General features: G+C 71.1%; 13 protein-coding genes. 3 read left to right on the top strand and 10 right to left on the bottom strand.

Annotation, left to right across the window (positions count from 1 at the left end):
- Positions 1-160: 160 nt before the first annotated feature.
- The 4 genes from QQM72_RS22985 to QQM72_RS22970 all read right to left on the bottom strand — a co-directional run bounded on the left by QQM72_RS22985 (position 161) and on the right by QQM72_RS22970 (position 4,546).
- A complete protein-coding gene (locus QQM72_RS22985; RefSeq protein WP_314222747.1) occupies positions 161-1,186 on the bottom strand; it encodes a transporter substrate-binding domain-containing protein in 1,026 nt (341 codons plus the stop codon).
- Positions 1,187-1,481: 295 nt separating this feature from the next.
- Complete coding sequence (locus QQM72_RS22980; RefSeq protein WP_314222746.1) at positions 1,482-1,652, bottom strand: hypothetical protein; 171 nt, start codon at positions 1,650-1,652, stop codon at positions 1,482-1,484.
- A 537-nt stretch (positions 1,653-2,189) separates the two neighbouring features.
- A complete protein-coding gene (locus tag QQM72_RS22975; RefSeq protein ID WP_314222745.1) occupies positions 2,190-2,903 on the bottom strand; it encodes a hypothetical protein in 714 nt (237 codons plus the stop codon).
- Positions 2,900-4,546, bottom strand: a complete 1,647-nt coding sequence (locus QQM72_RS22970; RefSeq protein WP_314222744.1) for a protein kinase domain-containing protein — start codon at positions 4,544-4,546, stop codon at positions 2,900-2,902. Before QQM72_RS22970 ends, QQM72_RS22975 begins: the two co-directional genes overlap by 4 nt.
- A 341-nt stretch (positions 4,547-4,887) precedes the next feature.
- Between QQM72_RS22970 and QQM72_RS40925 the strand changes: the two genes are divergently transcribed.
- From QQM72_RS40925 to QQM72_RS22960, 3 genes are read left to right on the top strand one after another with little or no spacing between them, the layout of a single operon-like run.
- The gene (locus QQM72_RS40925) at positions 4,888-5,322 is read left to right on the top strand and encodes a chaplin family protein (protein WP_399078349.1); all 435 of its coding nucleotides are present in this window, start codon (positions 4,888-4,890) and stop codon (positions 5,320-5,322) included.
- Positions 5,241-8,042, top strand: a complete 2,802-nt coding sequence (locus tag QQM72_RS22965) for a helix-turn-helix transcriptional regulator (protein WP_314222743.1) — start codon at positions 5,241-5,243, stop codon at positions 8,040-8,042. Before QQM72_RS40925 ends, QQM72_RS22965 begins: the two co-directional genes overlap by 82 nt.
- A gap of 57 nt (positions 8,043-8,099) precedes the next feature.
- Positions 8,100-10,880: an ATP-binding protein gene (locus tag QQM72_RS22960; protein WP_314222742.1), complete on the top strand. Its 2,781-nt coding sequence runs from the start codon at positions 8,100-8,102 to the stop codon at positions 10,878-10,880.
- Between the two features lie 424 nt (positions 10,881-11,304).
- Here QQM72_RS22960 and QQM72_RS22955 read toward each other — a convergent pair whose 3' ends face one another.
- The 6 genes from QQM72_RS22955 to QQM72_RS22930 form a co-directional block, all read right to left on the bottom strand.
- Positions 11,305-11,781 carry a cupin domain-containing protein gene (locus QQM72_RS22955; RefSeq protein WP_314222741.1) on the bottom strand — a complete coding sequence of 159 codons (477 nt, stop codon included), beginning with the start codon at positions 11,779-11,781 and terminating at the stop codon, positions 11,305-11,307.
- 25 nt (positions 11,782-11,806) lie between these two features.
- On the bottom strand, positions 11,807-12,802 hold the full coding sequence (locus QQM72_RS22950) for an alpha/beta fold hydrolase (protein WP_314222740.1): 996 nt from the start codon (positions 12,800-12,802) through the stop codon (positions 11,807-11,809).
- A 62-nt stretch (positions 12,803-12,864) separates the two neighbouring features.
- On the bottom strand, positions 12,865-13,671 hold the full coding sequence (locus tag QQM72_RS22945) for an SDR family NAD(P)-dependent oxidoreductase (RefSeq protein ID WP_314222739.1): 807 nt from the start codon (positions 13,669-13,671) through the stop codon (positions 12,865-12,867).
- Positions 13,668-14,477: an alpha/beta hydrolase gene (locus QQM72_RS22940; RefSeq protein ID WP_314222884.1), complete on the bottom strand. Its 810-nt coding sequence runs from the start codon at positions 14,475-14,477 to the stop codon at positions 13,668-13,670. Before QQM72_RS22940 ends, QQM72_RS22945 begins: the two co-directional genes overlap by 4 nt.
- Positions 14,478-14,540: 63 nt before the next feature.
- Positions 14,541-15,605: an MBL fold metallo-hydrolase gene (locus QQM72_RS22935; protein WP_314222883.1), complete on the bottom strand. Its 1,065-nt coding sequence runs from the start codon at positions 15,603-15,605 to the stop codon at positions 14,541-14,543.
- A gap of 627 nt (positions 15,606-16,232) precedes the next feature.
- A complete protein-coding gene (locus tag QQM72_RS22930) occupies positions 16,233-17,480 on the bottom strand; it encodes a helix-turn-helix domain-containing protein (protein WP_314222738.1) in 1,248 nt (415 codons plus the stop codon).
- Between the last annotated feature and the right edge of the window lie 346 nt (positions 17,481-17,826).

The raw sequence follows: 17,826 nt of genomic DNA, 5'->3' as shown, positions 1-17,826 counted from the left end.
TGCCCAAGCCCCTTCTCTGCCTGGCGGGACGACGAGCCGACGTGCTCTTCGCGACGGCACCTTCCGCGGCCCGCGACCGACGAGGACCCGCCCGGGGTGTGGCCGGGCCCGCCTCCGGGCCCCGCAGGTGACGATGGCGGGGCCCGGAGGCGGCAGCGGATCAGGAGTTGTCGAGCGGCAGCCCGGGCGGGTTGACCTCGGACTTGGCGACGGCCTCGTTGGAGAGGTTCCAGGCGGCCAGCCACTTGGCGTACTGACCGTTCTTGATCAGGTAGTTGATCGCGTCGGCGATCGGCTTGGCGAGACCGCTGCCCTTCTTGGAGGTGGCAGCGATCAGGCCCTGGAGCGTCTCACCGGCGCCGGAGAAGGTGCCCGCGTTGACCGTGGGCTTGTTCGTCTTCGCGGTCTGGGTGATGTGATAGGAGATGCTCGGGTTGGGGCCGAAGTGGGCATCGATCCTGCCGCTGTCGAGCGCCAGGTAGACGCCGTTGTTGTCCGGGTAGTGCTTGATGGTGAGCTTCTTGCCCTCGCTCTGCAGCTTTCTCTGCCACTCGATGAGGATGCGCTCCTGGTTGGTGCCCGAGCTGACCGAGACGGTCTTGCCGGCGAGGTTCCGGTAGTCGCCGTCGAACTTCCAGTTGCCGGACTTCAGCACCTCGAAGGCGAGGTTGTCCTGCCGGTAGGAGGCGAACTCGTACTTCTCCTTGCGCTCCTCGGTGTCGGTGACGTTCGAGAAGCCGACGTCCACCCTTCCGCCGTCGATGCCGATGAAGAGGTTCTCCCAGGTGAAGTTCTTGCTCTCCGGCTCGAGGCCGAGAACCGCGGCGACCAGGCGGCCGATGTCGGTCTCGGAACCGGTGAGGGTCTTCTGGTCGTCGCCCACGTAGTCGAGCGGGGCGGAACCGGACGGCAGAGCGCCGTGGCCGATCACCAGCTTGCCGCTCTTTCTTATGGCATCGGGCAGCTCGGCGCTGATCGACTTGACCTCGGACACCTGGAGAGTGGTCTCGGTGGCGGCGCCGTTCGAGAACTGACCGATGGTCACGCTGCCGGAGGCGGCGTCGGCCGTCTTGGTGGCGGCGTCACTGTCACCACCGCAGGCGGCAAGCCCGGTGGCGAGGGTGGCGACGGCGGTCGCCACGGTGATGCCTCGTACCAGGCTACGTCGGGTGAAGTGGTTTGACATGGCCGTTCCTTGTCGCTCGGGAGTAGGCGGTGGAGTGGGGGAGGTCGTGGATGCGCCGTGGGGTCGCGGTGGACTGCGGTGGGTCGGAAGGCCTTGCTCAGGAGGTCCTTGGTCCGCTCGTGCTCGGGCTTGTCGAGGGCATGGAGGGCGCGCGGGGCCGACGGTCTCGCCGCCTCGACGAAGACGATCGGGCCGGCGATCGCGCGGGCGAGGACGATCTCTTGGGCAGCGGCACCCAGAACGGTACGGATGGGCGCGAAGTCCTCGGTGACGGCCAGGACTTCACCGCCCCTGGTCAGAGTGCGGGTTGCCGGACCGGCTCCACTCCGATGACCTTGCGGTAGGCGCGGGCGCCGCCGTAGTCGGCCGTGCGGTCGTCGACGCCCGCCTTCAGATCGATGCCGGTCGCCTCGGCACCGAACCGCGGTCCTGCCCGCCGGATCTCGTAGCGCGCGACAGTGCTCATGGCTCTCCCTCGGTGTGCTGCCGTTACGGGGATCTCACGCCGGGTCGCCTCCTGCCGGACAGGCGAAGGCGACGTCAGACGCGACGACACATCGACGCGTCGACACGCGCCAGATCCACGTACAACCTGCGGTGCAGCAGCACTGGAATGCTCACGCCACCATGTCTACCAGCCCGGACCGAGGCGGATCATTGCAGGTGCATGAAGCTTCCGGGCGGGTCGACCGGGCGCGGGCGGCGCCGCCCGCGCCGGGGCCCGCCGCGCCACGTCAGGAGCCGACGGTTCCACTTGTTTCGGTGGCGCCTGGAGCGCGGGAACGTACAAGCCGGGTGGGGGGGTGAGCGAATGGTCGCCACCCGGTACGTCGCGGCTCGGGGCGGGTGTTGCAGAGGCACCACGTGAGCGTCCGGTCCCGTCGACGAGCGGTCCGGACGGCACTCGACGCATGCTCACCGGCCAGCGCGGATCTCGACCGTCGGTCAGAATCCGACCATCAGGTCAGCGCCCCGCGGCGGGCGGGCCTGGCGCGGACGGAGCTCAGGGGCAGTCGTAGGTGAAGCGGACCTCGGCCCCGTGCGGCTCGGGGGTGAGGACGCGCAGTTTCGCCACGGCCCGCAGCCGGCCCGGTCCCTCGAAGGTCCACAGCAGTTCCAGCCGGACCGTCCGCTGTCCCCGGACGACATCGGCGTGCCGTACGTCGGAGGAGGTGCCGTCGCTGCGCAGCCAGCGGTAGGTGAGCGTGCCGGGGCGGCCGTCGGTGCGGACCACGCCCACGATGCCCGCCGTGGAGTCGCACTCCAGGGTGTCCCGCGCCGCCGTCACCGACACGTTCTGCACTCCGGGCCCTGTGTTCTCCCGCCACAGCAGGAAAAGGACAGCGGCGACGAGTACCAGCGCGGGAAGCGCGTACCGGCGCAGTCGGCCGCGCCGGAGGGCGGGCGGCGCGGGCACGGTGGGCAGTGTGCGGTGCGGCTGGCGGGCCAGCGCGGCGGTGACTCCGGGGCCGAAACGCAGCACGGTGCCGTCGTCGTGTGGCGACGGCGGTGCGACGGCGGTCCGACCCCCGAAGGAGGCCCCGTCCTCGACGGGTGTGGGGTCGTCGAGGACGGAGGTCGGGTCGGTCTCGGGCCGCTGGATCCAGTGGCTGGCCAGCACCGTGGCGCTGTAGTCCTCGTTGTCACCCGGAGGAGCCGGAGGCGCCGGAGGAAGGGGCGGGGACGCGGGCCGGTCGTGCGGGTCGGGTCTGTTCATCGGATGTCGCACCGCCGGGTCAGGAGCTGCTGGGAGGCTTCGGCACCGGCGACGGGATCGGTGGTGACCTGGACCGTCCAGTAGCAGCCGGTCCCGGCGAAGGAGTGCTCGACGGTGAGGGCGTACTGGGTGGAGCCGCTCAGCCTGCGGACGTCGGCAGCCCCGTCAGAGGTACCCGGCTGCCCGGACGCGTCGCCCGAGAACCAGCCGACGGTCACCGAGACCGGGCCGGTGCCGTCCGTTGTCACCGTGATCGACACTGTGCCTGTGCTGGTGCCGGTCTGCCGGAACCCTGCGATGGCGACGTCCTTCACCCCGGTCCGCGGCGGGGGAGAGGGGCTCGTGGCTGTGCCACTCGAGGAGGGCGGTGCCGACGGCTCCTCGGTTGGTGTACCGCCGCTGGAAGTGGTCGGCACGGGATCGGTGGCTGGCGTGAGGGACGCGGACGGCGTGGGGGAGGCGTCGTTCGTACCAGCGGACGGTGTGGCGGAGCCGGAGGACGGCGATCCGCTGGGGGGCGGGGAAGACACCGGACCGCTTGCGGACGGGGCGCCCGGCGTGGCGGTCGTGGTCGCCAGCACCTCGGCCGCCTGACCGGTGGCCACCCCGGTGCCGTCCTTCCCGCCGAAACCCTGGGCCAGCAGCGCCACCAGGACGGCGAGTGCTGACACGAGGACGCCCGGCCAGGTGGGGCGCCACGGACCCAGCCGGCCGGGCCCCGTCCCCTGCCTGAGGACCGTACGGGCGGTGTCGGTCCCGGCGTGGGCCTCCTCCCTGGCGGACGGCAGCAGGAAAAGGAGCAGCGCCACGAGTGCGGCGAGCCGTCCGCGTCCACGCTCCTCCCAGTCGGGGCCGTAGGCCCCCACCGCGATCCGCTCCAGGTCCTCGACGAAGGCCGCCGCGTCCGAGGGACGCTCGCCGGGCGACTTCGCCAGCCCACGCCCGACCAGCGGACGCACCTCCTCCGGCAGTTCCTCGACCGGGACGGGACTCTCGACGTGCCGCAGCGCCAGCTCGGCCATGTTGTCGCCCGTGTAGGGCCTGTGCCCCGTGAGGCACTCGAAGAAGGTGGCGGTGGCCGCGTAGACGTCCCCGGCGGGCGAGGCGGGGGCACCGGTCCATTGCTCGGGAGCCATGTACGAGGGCGTTCCGGCCACTCCGGCCCGGACGCCCGCGTCCACCGCGATACCGAAGTCCACCAGCTTGGAACCACCGTCCGGCTCGACCAGGACGTTCTCCGGCTTGTAGTCCCGGTGCACCACCCCGATCCGGTGCGCGTCGGCAAGACCGAGCAGAGACCCCTTCAGGACGACGAGGGCGGCCTCGGGGGTCAGCGGGCCCCTGCGGGCGAGGAGGGTCCGCAGCGACACGCCCTCCACCAGCTCCATCACGATGGCGGCGCCGTTCGTGGCCTCGATGTACTCGTAGAGCCCGGCCACGTGAGGACTGCTCAGACTGCCCAGCAACTCCGCCTCGGCCCGGAAGCCGTGCACGAAGCCGGGTCGGGTTCGCAGCGATTCGCTCAGGTACTTCACCGCCACCGGTACGCCGGTCGGCTCGTGCACGGCGCGCACGACCCGCCCGCTCGCCCCGGACCCCAGCTCCAGAGCCTCGGCGTACCCCGGTACCGCCCATGCGTTCATCGTCGTCCCCCTGCCCACGCAGTCCGCGGAGTGTTCCCGGTGCCGTGTTCCGGCATGTCGGACCACGCGGACAGAGACACGATTTCGGCCGCCACGGTTGCAACCGCACGCGCTCGGATCCCGGACGGGCCGGGCACCCCGCTTGTCGTATGCGCCGCCACCGATGGAATCCGCACTCGGCCCGCGCCTTCGGCTGGTGTACCGAGATCATCGGTCAGCGCGCTCCCCGCCGATGTCGACCACGCGGTGGCAGCCGCACGATCTAGCCGGTGAAGCCGTGCCAGGGGCCGGGGTCGTCGAGGGCGGTGGCGACCGCGTGGAGCACGCCGCCGAAACCCGACATGCACAGGGTGCGGCTGTCGGCTCACAGGGCGTGCTGGGCGGGCAACCTGATCCAGGTGCCGATCAGCGTCCCGGTGAACGTCCGTGGCAACGGGGTCAGTGGCTGCGACCGTGTTCGGGGCGCCCTGCTTCCGGCACACCCTCGCCTTCCTCGACCGGGCCGAAGCCCCGCATTCGCCGCACCCGGCGACACTCACAGCGACCGCCGCGGCGGCGGCCCTCGCGCACCTCCGCCACGTGAGCAGAGGAACTGGCGCCCCGAGTCAAAGCACCGTCATGTGACGCTCGATTACGACATCACCGCGCGCCTAGCCTCTTCTCACGTCAGGATCCGGACGACGGGGGGATTCCCATGGTGCGGCGCGGGGCTCGTCCCGGGGCGGTACGGCCGATGGTGGGCCGCTTCGCCGAACGGGAAGCGATCGGGCGACTGATCGACGCGGCGCGGGAGGGGCTCAGCGGAGTCCTGGTGCTCGTGGGCGAAGCCGGGATCGGCAAGACTCAGCTGCTGGAACACGCGGCGGCCCGAGCCGCCGGTGTCCGGCTGACGCGGCTGGTCGGCGTCGAAGCCGAGCAACTCCTGAGCCACGGCGCGCTCCACCGGCTCCTGCGGCCCCACCTCAACCGCATCGACCGGCTTCCGGCCGGACAACAGGACGCGTTGAAGGCCGCGTTCGGCTTGGCCGACACCGCTCACTCGGACCGGCACCTGGTCGGTCTGGCGACCTTGGCCTTGCTGTCTTCCGCGGCGTCGGAGCTGCCGATGCTGTGCCTGATCGACGACGTCCACTGGCTCGATCGCGAGTCGGCCGAAGCGTTGGCCTTCGTCGCCCGGCGGCTGCACGCCGACTCACTGGGACTGATCTTCGCGGCGAGGAACGACCTCGGCGACCACACGCTGTTCGACGCCCTGCCCTGCCTGCGGGTGGGAGGGCTGCCCGCCGCCGACGCCCGGGAGCTGTTGTCCCTCGCCGTGGAGGGGCACCTGGATACGGCGGTCGCGGACCGCATCGTGGCCGGCACCGGGGGCAATCCGCTGGCGCTCATCGAACTGACGGCGCGGCTCGCCGCCGAACAACTGGCCGGAGTCGCGCCGATGCCCGAGCCGCTGCCGGTGAGCAGGCTGTTGGAGGAGCACTTCCGGCAGTCGGTGGCCGCGCTGCCGACGGACACCCGGATGCTGCTGCTCCTCATGGCCGCGGCGCCGACCGACGACATGGCGGTGGTCTGGCATGCGGCGGGTGTCCTGGGACTGCCGGCCAGGTCCGCCGCCGCGGCGGTCGAGGCCGGCATCCTGGACCACGGTGGCGGCCTGGGGTTCCGGCATCCGCTCATCCGGTCCTCGGTCTACGCGGCGGCTCCCGCAGACGACCGGCGGCGAATCCATGCCGCCCTCGAGGCGGCCAGCGATCCGGCCCGTGTTCCCGACCGGCGAGCCTGGCATCGTGGCCAGGCGGCCCTCGGCCCCGACGACGCGGCGGCCGCGGACCTGGACGCCGCTTCGGACTGGGCCCGGGCCAGGGGTGGATATTCCACTCAGGCGCTGTTCCTGTCCAAGGCCGCAGAGCTCACCACCGACCCGGCCAAACGCGCCGAGCGCTACCTCGCCGCAGCTCAGGCCCATCTGACCTCCGGCGACCACGCCGCGGTGCACCCCCTGCTCGACCTCGCCGTACCCGCCCTCCAACACCCCTCCGCCCGCGCCCGAGCGCACCGGATCCGGGCCTCCGCAGAGCTTTTCAGCACCGGCAACGACCGCGTCCCCGCCATGATGCTCGACGCCGTGGCCGAACTCGCCGACACGGATCCCCACATGGCCTGGGAACTGCTCTACGAGGCCATGCACGCCGCCGTCATCGCCCGGGACCCCATGCACCGCACGACCTTGGCGGACGTGGCCAAGGCCACGGTCGCCACCCCGCACCGCCCGGACGCCCCCGCCTGGAGCCCCGACCAGTTGATCAAGGGCCTGGCTCTTCGCACGGCCGACGGCTACGAGAGCAGCGTGGCGACGATCCAGGAGGCCCTGGCGAAGCTGTGCGCCTCAGCCGAACTGCACGACGTGGCGAGCCCGTTCAGCATCATCGTGAGCCTCGCAGCGGACGACGTGTGGGACATCGACGCATCCGTCGAGATCGTCGGCCGGCTCGCGGCCACGGACCGCAGCCACGGAGCGCTGTACGGCCTCAGTCTGTCCTTGTCGGTCCTGGCCTACACCGAGATCCGCAACGGCCGGCTGACCACGGCCGATGCGCTCTTCGCCGAGGCCGACGACTACGCCACGGCCATCGGGCTGACGAATCAGGGAGACCTCAACAGGGCCTTGCTGTACGCGTGGATGGGCAGGGAGAGCGATGTGCACGCCGTCGTGGCGATGATGGATGTCGTCGCCACGACATACGGACTGGGCATGCTGCGCCACCTTGCACTTCACGCACTCTGCATTCTCGACCTGGGCATGGGGCGCTACGACGAGGCGCTGCGCCACGCGCTGCCAACCTACGAGGAGGATGTGCCGTCACAGGGGAATCTCGTGCTGCCGCTTGTGGTGGAAGCCGCCGTCCGCGCGGGCGACCGACACATGGCGGCCCTTGCGCTGAAGCGGCTCGAGGACCGCGCACAGCTTGCCGGAACGCCGTGGGCGCTGGGGCTCCTGGCCCGATGCCGGGCCCTGATGGACGAGACCGCCGACGCCGAGAAGCGCTATCGGGAGTCGATCGACCTCCTGGCAACGGTCCCCCTCGCCGCAGAACACGCCAGGTCACGCCTCTTGTACGGCGAGTGGCTCCGTCGGCGCAGGCGCCGATCCGAGGCCAGGGTGCACCTGCGGGCGGCGTATGAGTCCTTCGACTCGTGGGGCGCCTCACTGTTCGCCGAGCGAGCCCGGATCGAGCTGCTCGCGACAGGGGAGACAGCGCGCAGACGCGTCCCGGAAACCAGATTCGACCTCACGCCCCAGGAACGACAGGTGGCCCTGCTGGCCGCTTCGGGACTGACCAACGCCGAGATCGCCTCCCGGCGGTTCATCACGACCTCGACGGTCGAGTTCCATCTGAACAAGGTGTTCCGCAAACTCGGCCTCACCTCGCGCAGGCAGATCGCCACCGCACTCGGCCGGCCGGGATTCGAGAGCGGTCCCTCGACGTCCGAATAGGCTTGTTCCGTCCGGTCCGTGGTGGACAGCAGGCGCTGCCGATCGGATGATCGTTCTGTGAGCACGACCAACGGCCGGCGTCTCGTCGGGCGAGACGAAGAGCTGCGATCCCTGTTCGACCACCTGGACGAGGTCGATTCCAGAGGGCGCGTGATCGGGTTGTTCGGAGAACCCGGGGTGGGCAAGAGCGCTCTGCAGGCAGAGGTCGTGGAGCACGCGCGATCCGCCGGATTCACCGTGCTCACCGCGCGGGGCAGCCAGTCCGAGACCCGCCTCCCGTTCGCCGGCCTCCATCAGCTGCTGCGACCCCTGCTGCCCCGCGTCGACCGACTTCCGGCCGTGCAGCGCGACGCCCTCTTCGCCTGTTTCGCCATGAGCGACTCGATCGAGGTACAGCCGTTCTTCACATCCCTGGCGGTCCTGGAGCTGCTCGTCGACTCGGCCGGACACACGCCGGTCGTCGTGTGTCTCGACGACCTCCATTGGATGGACCAGCCGTCGATCGACGTGCTGGCCTTCGTCAGCCGTCGCATCGCCAGCGAGCGGGTGATCGTGCTGTGCACCTCGAGACCCGAGGCGCTGCCGTTCGCTGACGCGCACACGATGGAATGGGTGGAGCTGGAAGGCATCGACGAGGCCGCAGCGGCGGCGTTGCTGGACGCGCGGGCGCCGCACCTGGTTTCGCCTGTTCGCGATCGAGTGCTGCGGGAGGCCCGTGGCAATCCGCTCGCCCTGCTCGAGTTCGGCAGGGCGTTGGAGTCGGGGCGGTCCACCTGGACCGAGTTCGACGAGGACCTGCCCATGACCGCACGCCTGGAACGTACGTTCGCCACGCAGGCTGAGCGCCTCGCGCCGGCCGTGCGCGCGGTCCTGACCGTAGCCGCGGTCGACGACGGCGACGACCTCAACACCGTCCTGGCGGCCGCCGGGATCCTGTTCGGTTCGCCGGTGGACCTCGTCATGGCACAGCCGGCCTTCGAGCACGGGCTCTTGACCGTGCTCGGCGGGCGGTACCGGATCACCCACCCGCTCGTCGGGTCGGCCCTTCGGCAGGGCATGCCACTGGCCACACGCCTGCAGGCACACGCCGCGCTCGCGCGCGTCCTGGCCGATCATCCGGACCGCGCGACGTGGCACCGGGCCTCCTCGGTGTCAGGACGCGATGAACACATCGCGGCCGAGTTGGAACGGGCTGCCGAGAACGCCCAGCGCCGTGGTGCGGTCGCCTCGGCCGCAGCGTGGCTCGAGCGAGCGGCTGCGCTGAGCCCCGACCCACAGGCGCAGGCCGCCCGTCTGCTCAGCGCCGCGGAACTCGGCTATCAGCTGGGCCGGTTCCGCCAGGTCGAGCAGATCAAGGCCCAGGTCAGCGGCATGACGCTCCGGCACCGGGATCGGTCGAGGCTGGCCGGGCTCGAGGGCGTCTTCCACGACGGCTCCACGGGTGAGCCTGCGGAAGTACGTCACCTGGTCGGCCTGGCGCAGCACGCCATAGGCGCGCAGGACGTCGACCTTGCCATGCAGCTGCTGGTCGGCGCGGCTCGGAGGGTGTGGTGGCGCGATCCGGGCGCGACGGTACGGTACGAGATCGTCCAGGCCGCCCAGCAGGTGAGTCTGCCGGCCGGCGACCCGAGGCTGCTGGCCATCTACGCCCTTTCCCAGTCCGACGAGCACACTGCGGGGGTCATCGAGCAACTCGCTCGGTGGCCGGCAGACGCCGGCGGACGATCGGATCTGGCCGGCCTGCTGGGCATCGCCGCGTTCTGCACGGGCGATTTCCGCCATGCCGTCGCCTTCCTGTCCACACCCGTTCAGGAGCTCCGCGCTCAGGGCCGCATGAGTCTGCTTGCCGAGGCACTGGCGATACGGGCGTGGGCCGAGATCTACCTGGGGGTCTTCGACGCGGCGCGCTCGGCCGACGAGGCCATGAGGCTCGCGGACGAGACGGGTCAGTCGTTGTGGGCTGCCACCGCACGCATCGCCGTGGCGTTGATCGACGCGGTCCGCGGAGGTGCGGGCACTCCCCGTGATCTGCTCTCGGAGGCCGAGCACGTGGCGCTGCGGACCCCGAATGCCGCGTCGTCCCTTCTGGCCGGCGTGCAACTGACGCGTGGCATGGACGAGTTGGGCGCCGGCCGACACGAGAGGGCGTACAGCGAGCTTCGTCGGGTGTTCGTACCCTCCGACCCCGCGTTCCAACGGGTGCAGCAGGTGTGGACACTCAGCTACCTGGCAGACGCCGCCGTCCGCGCCAATCACCGGGCCGAGGCGAGATCCGTGTTGACTTCCATCGAACAGGTCGCCGGTGCCTGCCCTTCCACGGGTTCGGTCATAGCCCTGGAGTACTCGAGAGCGGTGCTGGCCGACCGCGCCTCGGCCGAGTCGCTCTTCCGGACAGCCATGGCCGGCGCGGCTTGCGAGCTGCCCTGGCATCGGGCTCGCATCGAGCTTGCCCACGGCTCGTGGTTGCGTAGGCAACGACGCGTCGTCGATTCCCGTGCACCGCTGCGGGCGGCCAGGGACACGTTCGACGCCCTGGGCGCTCGCACATGGGCGCAGCGAGCCGACCGTGAACTCCGTGCGACGGGCGAACGAGGGTGGCAGCCGACCTCGAGCCCGCGGGAGCTGCTTTCGCCGCAGGAGGCCCAGATAGCCGAGCTGGCCGCGCAGGGGTTGTCCAACCGTGAGATCGGACAGCGCCTGTTCCTGTCGCACCGGACGGTCAGCTCGCACCTGTACCGCATGTTCCCGAAACTCGGAATCGCCTCCCGTCATCAGCTGGCGTCCGCGCTGACCGACCACGGTGATCGGTCCTCGCGTTGGCCGCCTTCGATCAGTTGACGCCGTTTCTCGGGCGGAGGACCTGCTCCTTCCGGACGAAGCCGGGAGGCCGCGCGGTGGTCGCGCGGTCCTCCCGACGGGTGGTCACCGGGTCAGGCGTCGCCGGCCAGGTCGCGCAGCGGGTTCGCCAGGCCGACGACGGGATGGCCCGCACCCTGCAACCGGGCGGTGAAGCCGTCCCAGCTGGAGGAGTCGGCGAAGGCGCCGTGCACCAGGACGATCGTCGGCCTGGCCGCCTTCCCGGCGCCGGCAGCCGGGGCTGCCGGGTTCGCGGCGGCGCCGGAACTCGCCTACGCGCCGAGCAGGGCCGCGGCCACCAGTGCGGGGAGCGCGATCCACTTGTGCCGCGGCAGTCGTCGGGACGGGACGGGGCGGAGATACGTCATGTCGGTTTCCTTCCTGATCTCGAGGTCTCGGGGACCGGTCACAGCGTCGGCGGCGGCCCGGTGACCCGCAGCCGGAAGGCCTCTGCCGAGCCCACGACGGCCGCCATGTCGAGGGCGGGCGGGAGATCCCCGGCCTCGGCGACCGGGGTGCCGTTGGCCTTGAACCACTCCTCGATGAGGGCCGGGCTGAAGACGACGGCGATCCGCGCGCCCTCGGAGCGGACCAGGTAGCTGTGCGGCACGCCACGCGGGCCGTAGGCGACCTGTCCGGAGGTCAGGTCGTGGCGTTCGTCGCCGACGAAGAACGACACCTCGCCGTCGAGGACGAACCAGAGCTCTTCCTCGTTCTCGTGCACGTGACGCGGCGGCGCATGGCCCATCGGGTCCGAGAACTCCATGAGGCTCACGGCGTTGCCGGTCGCGGAGCCCGGAAGGAGGATCCTGGCCTGCCCGCCGAGGAACCAGAACGGCTCACGCTCGGGGGTGGGCTCGAAGCCGGGGAAGTCCTTGATCACGCGTGCTCCTTCAGAGGCGGGGCGTTCAGGGGCGGCCGAGGAAATCGAGCAGCATGGTGGTCAGCTCCTCGGGGTGTTCTTCGTAGATCCAGTGGCCGGAGTCCGCAACGGTTACCCCGGTGACGTCCGAGGCGTACTGCGCGGCCTGATCACCCACGGCTCCGCCGAGGCTGCCCGAGGCGCCGATGGCGAGCACCGGCATCCGCAGCGGGGTCTTCCGGAACTGCTCGTTGTCGCGGATGTCCTGCGGGAACACGCGGAACCAGGCCAGGCTCGCCCTCAGGTGTGCGGGGTCGCGCAGGTAGTGGGCGAACACCCGGATGTCCGCAGGGCTCACCGCGCCCTGGACCTTCTCGTACCCGCCGATGAAGCCGGCGGTCCAGGCGACCTCGCGGCCCCTGATCATGTTCTCCGGCAGGCCGTCGGTCAGGTTGAAGAACCCGAAGTTCCACACACCGGGGCCCTGGTCGGTCAGCGAGGGGATCTTGTAGATACCCGGGTCCGGGATCGGCGCCTCGCTCAGGACGAGCTTGGTGACGGTGGCCGGGTACTGGGCGGCGTAGGAGTAGGCGACCATGGTGCCGATGTCGTGGCCGACGATCCGCACGTCGTCGTCCTTGCCGAGCGATGCCAGCAGCGCGTGCAGCTCGGAGGCCATCGTCTTCTTGTCGTAGCCGGAGGGCGGGGCGTCGCTCTTCCCGGCGCCGGGCAGGTCGGGAGCGATGACCGTGTAGTGCTTCGCGAGTGCGGGCATGATGCCGTGCCACTCGTACCAGGTCTGCGGATAGCCGTGCAGCAGCAGCAGCGTCGGCCCGTGGCCGCCGATGACGTAGTGCAGGCCGATGCCGGCGGCGCGGGTCTTGTGCTCGCTGAACCCCGCGGGCATCTTCTCGCCGGCGGACGAGGCCGAGGCGGTGGGCGCGGTGGTCGCGGCCGCAGTGATCGTCGTCGCGCCCACGGCGACCGCCACGGCGAGGGCCGCGCCGAGAAGGCGGCGGTTTCCGGGCAGGGGGAACCTCATGCGGTACTCCTGGATGGGTGGTGGGTGTCGGAACGCCGGCGGGACCTGACGGCGCTCCGGGATCAGAGCGTGTCGGTCATGCCGCCGTCGATGACGAAGTCGGCGCCGGTGATGTTGCCCGAACGCCGGCCGGCCAGGAACACGACCAGGTCGGCCACTTCGGAGGGCAGGGTGAAACGGCCGGTGGCGGCGGCGGCCGCGGCGGCCGCGGCAACGGTGCCCGGATCGAGGCCCAGGCCGGCGCCGACGGTCGCGGCCACCCCGTCCGCGCCCTTCCACAGCGCGGTCTCGACCGGGCCCGGGCTCACCGAATTGACGCGCACGCCCTGCGGGCCCACCTGCTTGGACAACGCCTTGCAGAAGTTGGACAGCGCCGCCTTGGCAGCGCTGTAGTCGATGACCAGCGGGTCGGGGAGCCGGGCGTTGACCGAGGAGACGGTGACGATGCGGCCGTCGCCGGACGCGACAAGGTGCGGCAGCGCGCTACGGGTGGCCCTGACGGCGGCCATGACATTGACCATGAACGTCCAGTCCCAGTCCGCGTCGGTCGTGGCCAGAAAGCCGTCGACCCGCGGCCGCACCCCACCGACGTTGTTCACCAGGACGTCGAGCCCACCGTGCAGCCCGGTCGCGGCGGCCACGAGCGCACCCGGGCCGTCGGGGGTGGCCAGGTCGACCTCCACGACGGTCAGCTCAGCGCCCGCGTCGACGAGGTCATCGAGTTCCTCGGTACGTCTCCTGGTCCCGGCGACGACACGGGCACCGGCTGCCAGGAGGCCCTCGGTGACCGCCAGGCCGATACCGCGACCGGCACCGGTGACCACGGCCCTTTGACCCGCAAGGCCCAGGTCGAAGGCGGGAGCGGTCACCTTGAGGTCTCCAGACCCTGCCGCCGCAGCCAAGCCAGCGCCGCGTCCGCGACCTCGCGCCAGCCGCTGTCGATCGTCAGAGAGTGCCCGCGGTCGGGAAACGTCATGAAGTCGGTGACGGCCTCGGAGTGCCGGTACTGCTTGAGCGTGGCGAGGGTGACGGACCGAGGGACGGTGTGGTCCTTGCCGCCGGACATCAGCAGCACCGGACCACGCCCGGAGTTCGCGGTGTCGACCTTCGCGGGCGAGTGGGCATCGAAGTTCGCCGCGGCGGCCTCGAACAGCGGCTTGCCCGGCGCGGGGATGGTCCACTGCCCGTACAGCGCGTCGGACTCCTCCTCTGTCAGGGCGTTGCCGAACGCGAAGCGGAACTGCTCAATGGTCAGCGACACGGCGCGGTGTCTGTTCGCCGGGTTCCTGAACACCGGCAGCGTCGCCCGCAGCGCGGACAGCGGCAGCGGCAGGACCCCCTTGATCTGGGCCGCGTCGATCGCCACGGCAGCCGCGGCGAGGTCCTGGCCGAGGAGCTTCTGGGCGATCATGCCGCCGAAGGAGTGGCCGACGAGGATCGGCGGCGTCTCCATGCCGCGGATGATCGCCGCGTAGTGATCGACGACATCGTCGATGCCGTGGTCGGCGATGCTCTCCGGGTTCTCCCGCGCCTCCTGAACGGTCTCGGGAACGCCGGGCCAGCCCGGCGCGGACGGAGCGTAGCCCTCCTTGCGGAACAGGTCGGTCCACGACTGCCAGGACGTGCTGTGCAGCCACAGGCCGTGAATGAAGAGGACCGGGATCGGGCTGGTCATGGCCATGAGGCCTTTCTCGGAGGGGAGTCAGCGGATGCGGGTCTGTCGATGCCGGCGCGCGGGTCAGGGGCGGGTGCCGAACGGGCCGAGCAGCCCGGAGTCGATGCGGAAGGACTCGACCAAGGTCGCCGCGTTGTCAAGGGTGAACACGTCGGCGGCGGCGAGGACCCCGGTGTACTTCGCGGCGACCGGCGCGGCGGCCTGGACCGCCACCGCGTCGAGGTACGTCTTGAAGACCGCCCACGAGTTGCCCTGCAGGCGGTACTTCTCGAAGTAGGGCGTGGGATCCAGGTTCATCGAGGCCCGGGTGGAGGCTTCGAGGTCGGCCATGTAGGCGCGCTGGAGGTCGCCGTCCGCGCGCACGCCGAGTCGGCCGAGATGGCCGCCGACGAGGGTTCGCCACGGGTATCCCATGGCGATGTCCTGCGCCCGGAGCCAGGCCGGGATGTCCTGGGAGACCGCGAGGTTCTTGAACGGCACCCAGCCCGGGTACAGGATGTCGACGACCATCAGGGTCTTGTGTTCAGGGACGTGGATGAAGATGTTGTCCGGGCTGTGGTTGGGGCCGTGGTAGGCCAACTCCAGGCGTTCGCCGCCGACCTGGAGTGTGTAGCGGTCTTCGAAGACGACGGCCGGCGCCGGACGGTTCGGGTCGGCGGCGCGCAGCAGCAGGCGCCGGCATTCGGCATGACCGATGCGCACGACGTCCTTGCCGAAGAGCGACGAGGCCCCGACGTGGTCGGCGTGTGAGTGCGAGTAGACCAGGTGCGTGACCTTCGGCGGACGGCCGTTGGCCCGCGTCACCTCGGCGATCGCCCGCAGGAGGTTGTGCCCGATCGTCGGCGGCGCGTCGACCAGGACGACGCCTTCCCGGGTGGTGAGGAACATCGCCTGGTAGAAGCCGTCGGTGACCCAGTGGAGGTTTCCGCCGATCCGGCCGACGAAGTACCCCGAGCCGTTGAGCTCCGGCCCGATCGCGGCGGCCGGCACCGGTGCGAAGTCGGGAAGGCCGGCAGCGTCCGTCGCGGCGGCCGTGCCCTCCAGGGCACCGCCGGCGAGGGCGGCGAAGGGCAGCGCGGCCGCCGTGCGCAGCAGGGTCCGGCGGTACGCCGGGGCGTTCCAGGGCATCGGTTCCACAGACTTGCCTTTCCCGATCAGAGGTGCGGCGCCGAGCGGTTACGGGTACGTGCGGCGGACCGCCGGCCGTGCCGCGCGATCGCGGCCACCGCAGGCCAGGCCGCTGCGAGGCCCAACGGGCATCGATGCCGACAGAGCTTCACTCGACCGCCGACAGGACATCAGCTGCCCCGGTCCGTTCGCACCGGGGTAGGACCCCTGTCCTGGCACGCCGCAACAACGTGGCACCACTGGGGATCGGCCCCGGTGCGAAGCCGAGACGGGCCGTGATGAGGTGACCCCGACCCACGCCGGGCGCCCGCCGCGTCCGGCCCCGGACCCTGCGCTGCACAGCCGCCCTCAACGCCCCTGACCTCGACGAGATTCAGCACCCGCACCACGCGCCCCAAGTCCTGAGAACTCATCCGTGAGGTCGTCGATGCGCCACGGCGATGGGCATGACCGGCGACGGCGGCGGTACGCCCCTCGCGGCGGGCGGCGGGCGGCGGGCGGCGGGCGGCGGGCGGCGGGCGGCGGGCGGCGGGCGGCGGGGTGCAACGCGGCCCACGTCTGCCGTGCCGGAGCGGACCCGCCACCCGGGACCACGGACTCGCCGTCGTCCGACCGGGGAGACGGCGGTCAGCGCACGGCGCCTCCGACGCCCGGGGCGCGTACGTCGGCCAGTGTGGTGGCCAGGGACCGCCAGACGTGGGTGGCCAGATCGAGGTTGTGGGCGTCCGTCGCCTGCTGCCCGAGGCGGCGCAGGGCCGCGACGCCCTGGTCGACCCGGCCCTCCAGGATCATCAGACGGCCCTCCAGGACCGCCAGCCGTACCCGGTCCTCGTGCGGCAGCCGGAGTTCGCCGTCCGGCGGCAACGCGCCGCACAGCGTCCGGGCCTCGTCCAACCGGCCCTGGTGGAAGGCGAGATGAGCCCGCAGGGCGCGTACCTCCTGCAACTGGATCGGGGTGCCGATGAGTTCGAGGACCACGTCGGCCTCGCCGAGCCACCGCTCCGCCGCCGCCACGCACGGCGGTGACATCTGGAGCGCGGCGGACGTCGCCGCCGTACGCAGCCGGGTCCACAGGGTCAGGTCGTCGCCGCCCCGGAGCAGTGCCAGCGCCGCCTCCAGCCGGGACCGGGCGGTCCGGTGGTCGCCCCGTCGATCGGCGACCACCGAGGCGGTCCACAACGCCTCGGCGGCCGGCTGGGGAGCGGCCGTGGGCAGCAACTCGCTCTCCAGCTCACGTACATGGCGCTCGGCCGCTTCCAGTCGGCCGAGCCCGGTCTCGACGGCGATCAGGACCGTCTGGGCGGCCATGACGTCGGCGGTCGGCAGCCCCTCGGCGCGTGCGACGGCGAGCGCGGTGACGGCGACCGGTTCCGCCGCCCGGGCCTTGCCCAGGGCGACCAGACAGCGCGCGTACTGCACATGGGACCGCGCCCGGAGGTCGGGTGCCGCGATCAGTTCGCTCAGTTCGATCAGCTCGCGCAGATGGCCGCGCTCCTGCTCGAAGTCTCCCTGGCCGCAGCTGATCCGGCCGAGCAGCCACAGCGCCTGCCAGCGGCCGACGGGGTCGTCGTGCTCGTCGTCGCGCACCGCCTGGAGGAGGGCGGTGGCGCTGTCCGTGCCCGGCGGCGCCGAGGTCGCGGCGGCGAGCGCGCGCCTCAGGCAACCGCCCGCGCGCGGCTCGGTCAGCGCGGTGACGTCCACGCCGAGTTGCTGTGCCAGATAGCGGACGGTCCGTCCGGTGGGCCGGCGTTCGCCCGACTCCAGACGGGAGAGGTATCCGGTGGACATGCCCTCACCGACGACCGCAGCCTGGCTCAAGCCCCGCTCGAGCCTGAGCTTCCTCAGCTGCCGGCCGAAGTGCGGCTGCTCAAGCATTTCGCCCTCTGATCCCCTGAGGTCCTTTTGAGTCTTCTGATCGGCCCGTGTTTCCGAGGCCACGTCCGGAAGTTGCCCATACCTTAGGGAGGCTGGGCAATGGGGGCAACATGGTTGCGCACGCGAGGGTTCTCCTGTCATTTGCCATGGCTCCCTGCGTACCGAGTTTCGGAACGACCGGGCGGAGGATACTGTTTGGCTGAAATTGCCCCATGGCCAAAAGAGTTGGCAATGGACATGCCCGGATAGGCAAACACTTGCCAGCCGGGTTGTCCGGCCATAGCCTCCGAGCTGCCGACCTGATGTGATATCGCCCCAACCCGGAGGCGACCACGCGAAAATGACG

Origin of the sequence: Streptomyces zaehneri (assembly GCF_032248645.1) — a bacterium.
Classification (GTDB): Bacteria; Actinomycetota; Actinomycetes; order Streptomycetales; family Streptomycetaceae; genus Streptomyces; species Streptomyces coriariae.
The sequence above is the reverse complement of the archived record's forward strand: the minus strand, read 5'-3'. Positions and strand labels throughout refer to the sequence as shown.

Excerpts from the sequence above, each read along its gene's own strand:
- QQM72_RS22985 (WP_314222747.1), bottom strand. The coding sequence starts at position 1,186 with ATGTCAAACCACTTCACCCGACGTAGCCTGGTACGAGGCATCACCGTG.
- QQM72_RS22980 (WP_314222746.1), bottom strand. The coding sequence starts at position 1,652 with ATGAGCACTGTCGCGCGCTACGAGATCCGGCGGGCAGGACCGCGGTTC.
- QQM72_RS22975 (WP_314222745.1), bottom strand. The coding sequence starts at position 2,903 with ATGAACAGACCCGACCCGCACGACCGGCCCGCGTCCCCGCCCCTTCCT.
- QQM72_RS22970 (WP_314222744.1), bottom strand. The coding sequence starts at position 4,546 with ATGAACGCATGGGCGGTACCGGGGTACGCCGAGGCTCTGGAGCTGGGG.
- QQM72_RS40925 (WP_399078349.1), top strand. The coding sequence starts at position 4,888 with ATGCACAGGGTGCGGCTGTCGGCTCACAGGGCGTGCTGGGCGGGCAAC.
- QQM72_RS22965 (WP_314222743.1), top strand. The coding sequence starts at position 5,241 with ATGGTGCGGCGCGGGGCTCGTCCCGGGGCGGTACGGCCGATGGTGGGC.
- QQM72_RS22950 (WP_314222740.1), bottom strand. The coding sequence starts at position 12,802 with ATGAGGTTCCCCCTGCCCGGAAACCGCCGCCTTCTCGGCGCGGCCCTC.
- QQM72_RS22940 (WP_314222884.1), bottom strand. The coding sequence starts at position 14,477 with ATGACCAGCCCGATCCCGGTCCTCTTCATTCACGGCCTGTGGCTGCAC.
- QQM72_RS22935 (WP_314222883.1), bottom strand. The coding sequence starts at position 15,605 with ATGCCCTGGAACGCCCCGGCGTACCGCCGGACCCTGCTGCGCACGGCG.
- QQM72_RS22930 (WP_314222738.1), bottom strand. The coding sequence starts at position 17,480 with ATGCTTGAGCAGCCGCACTTCGGCCGGCAGCTGAGGAAGCTCAGGCTC.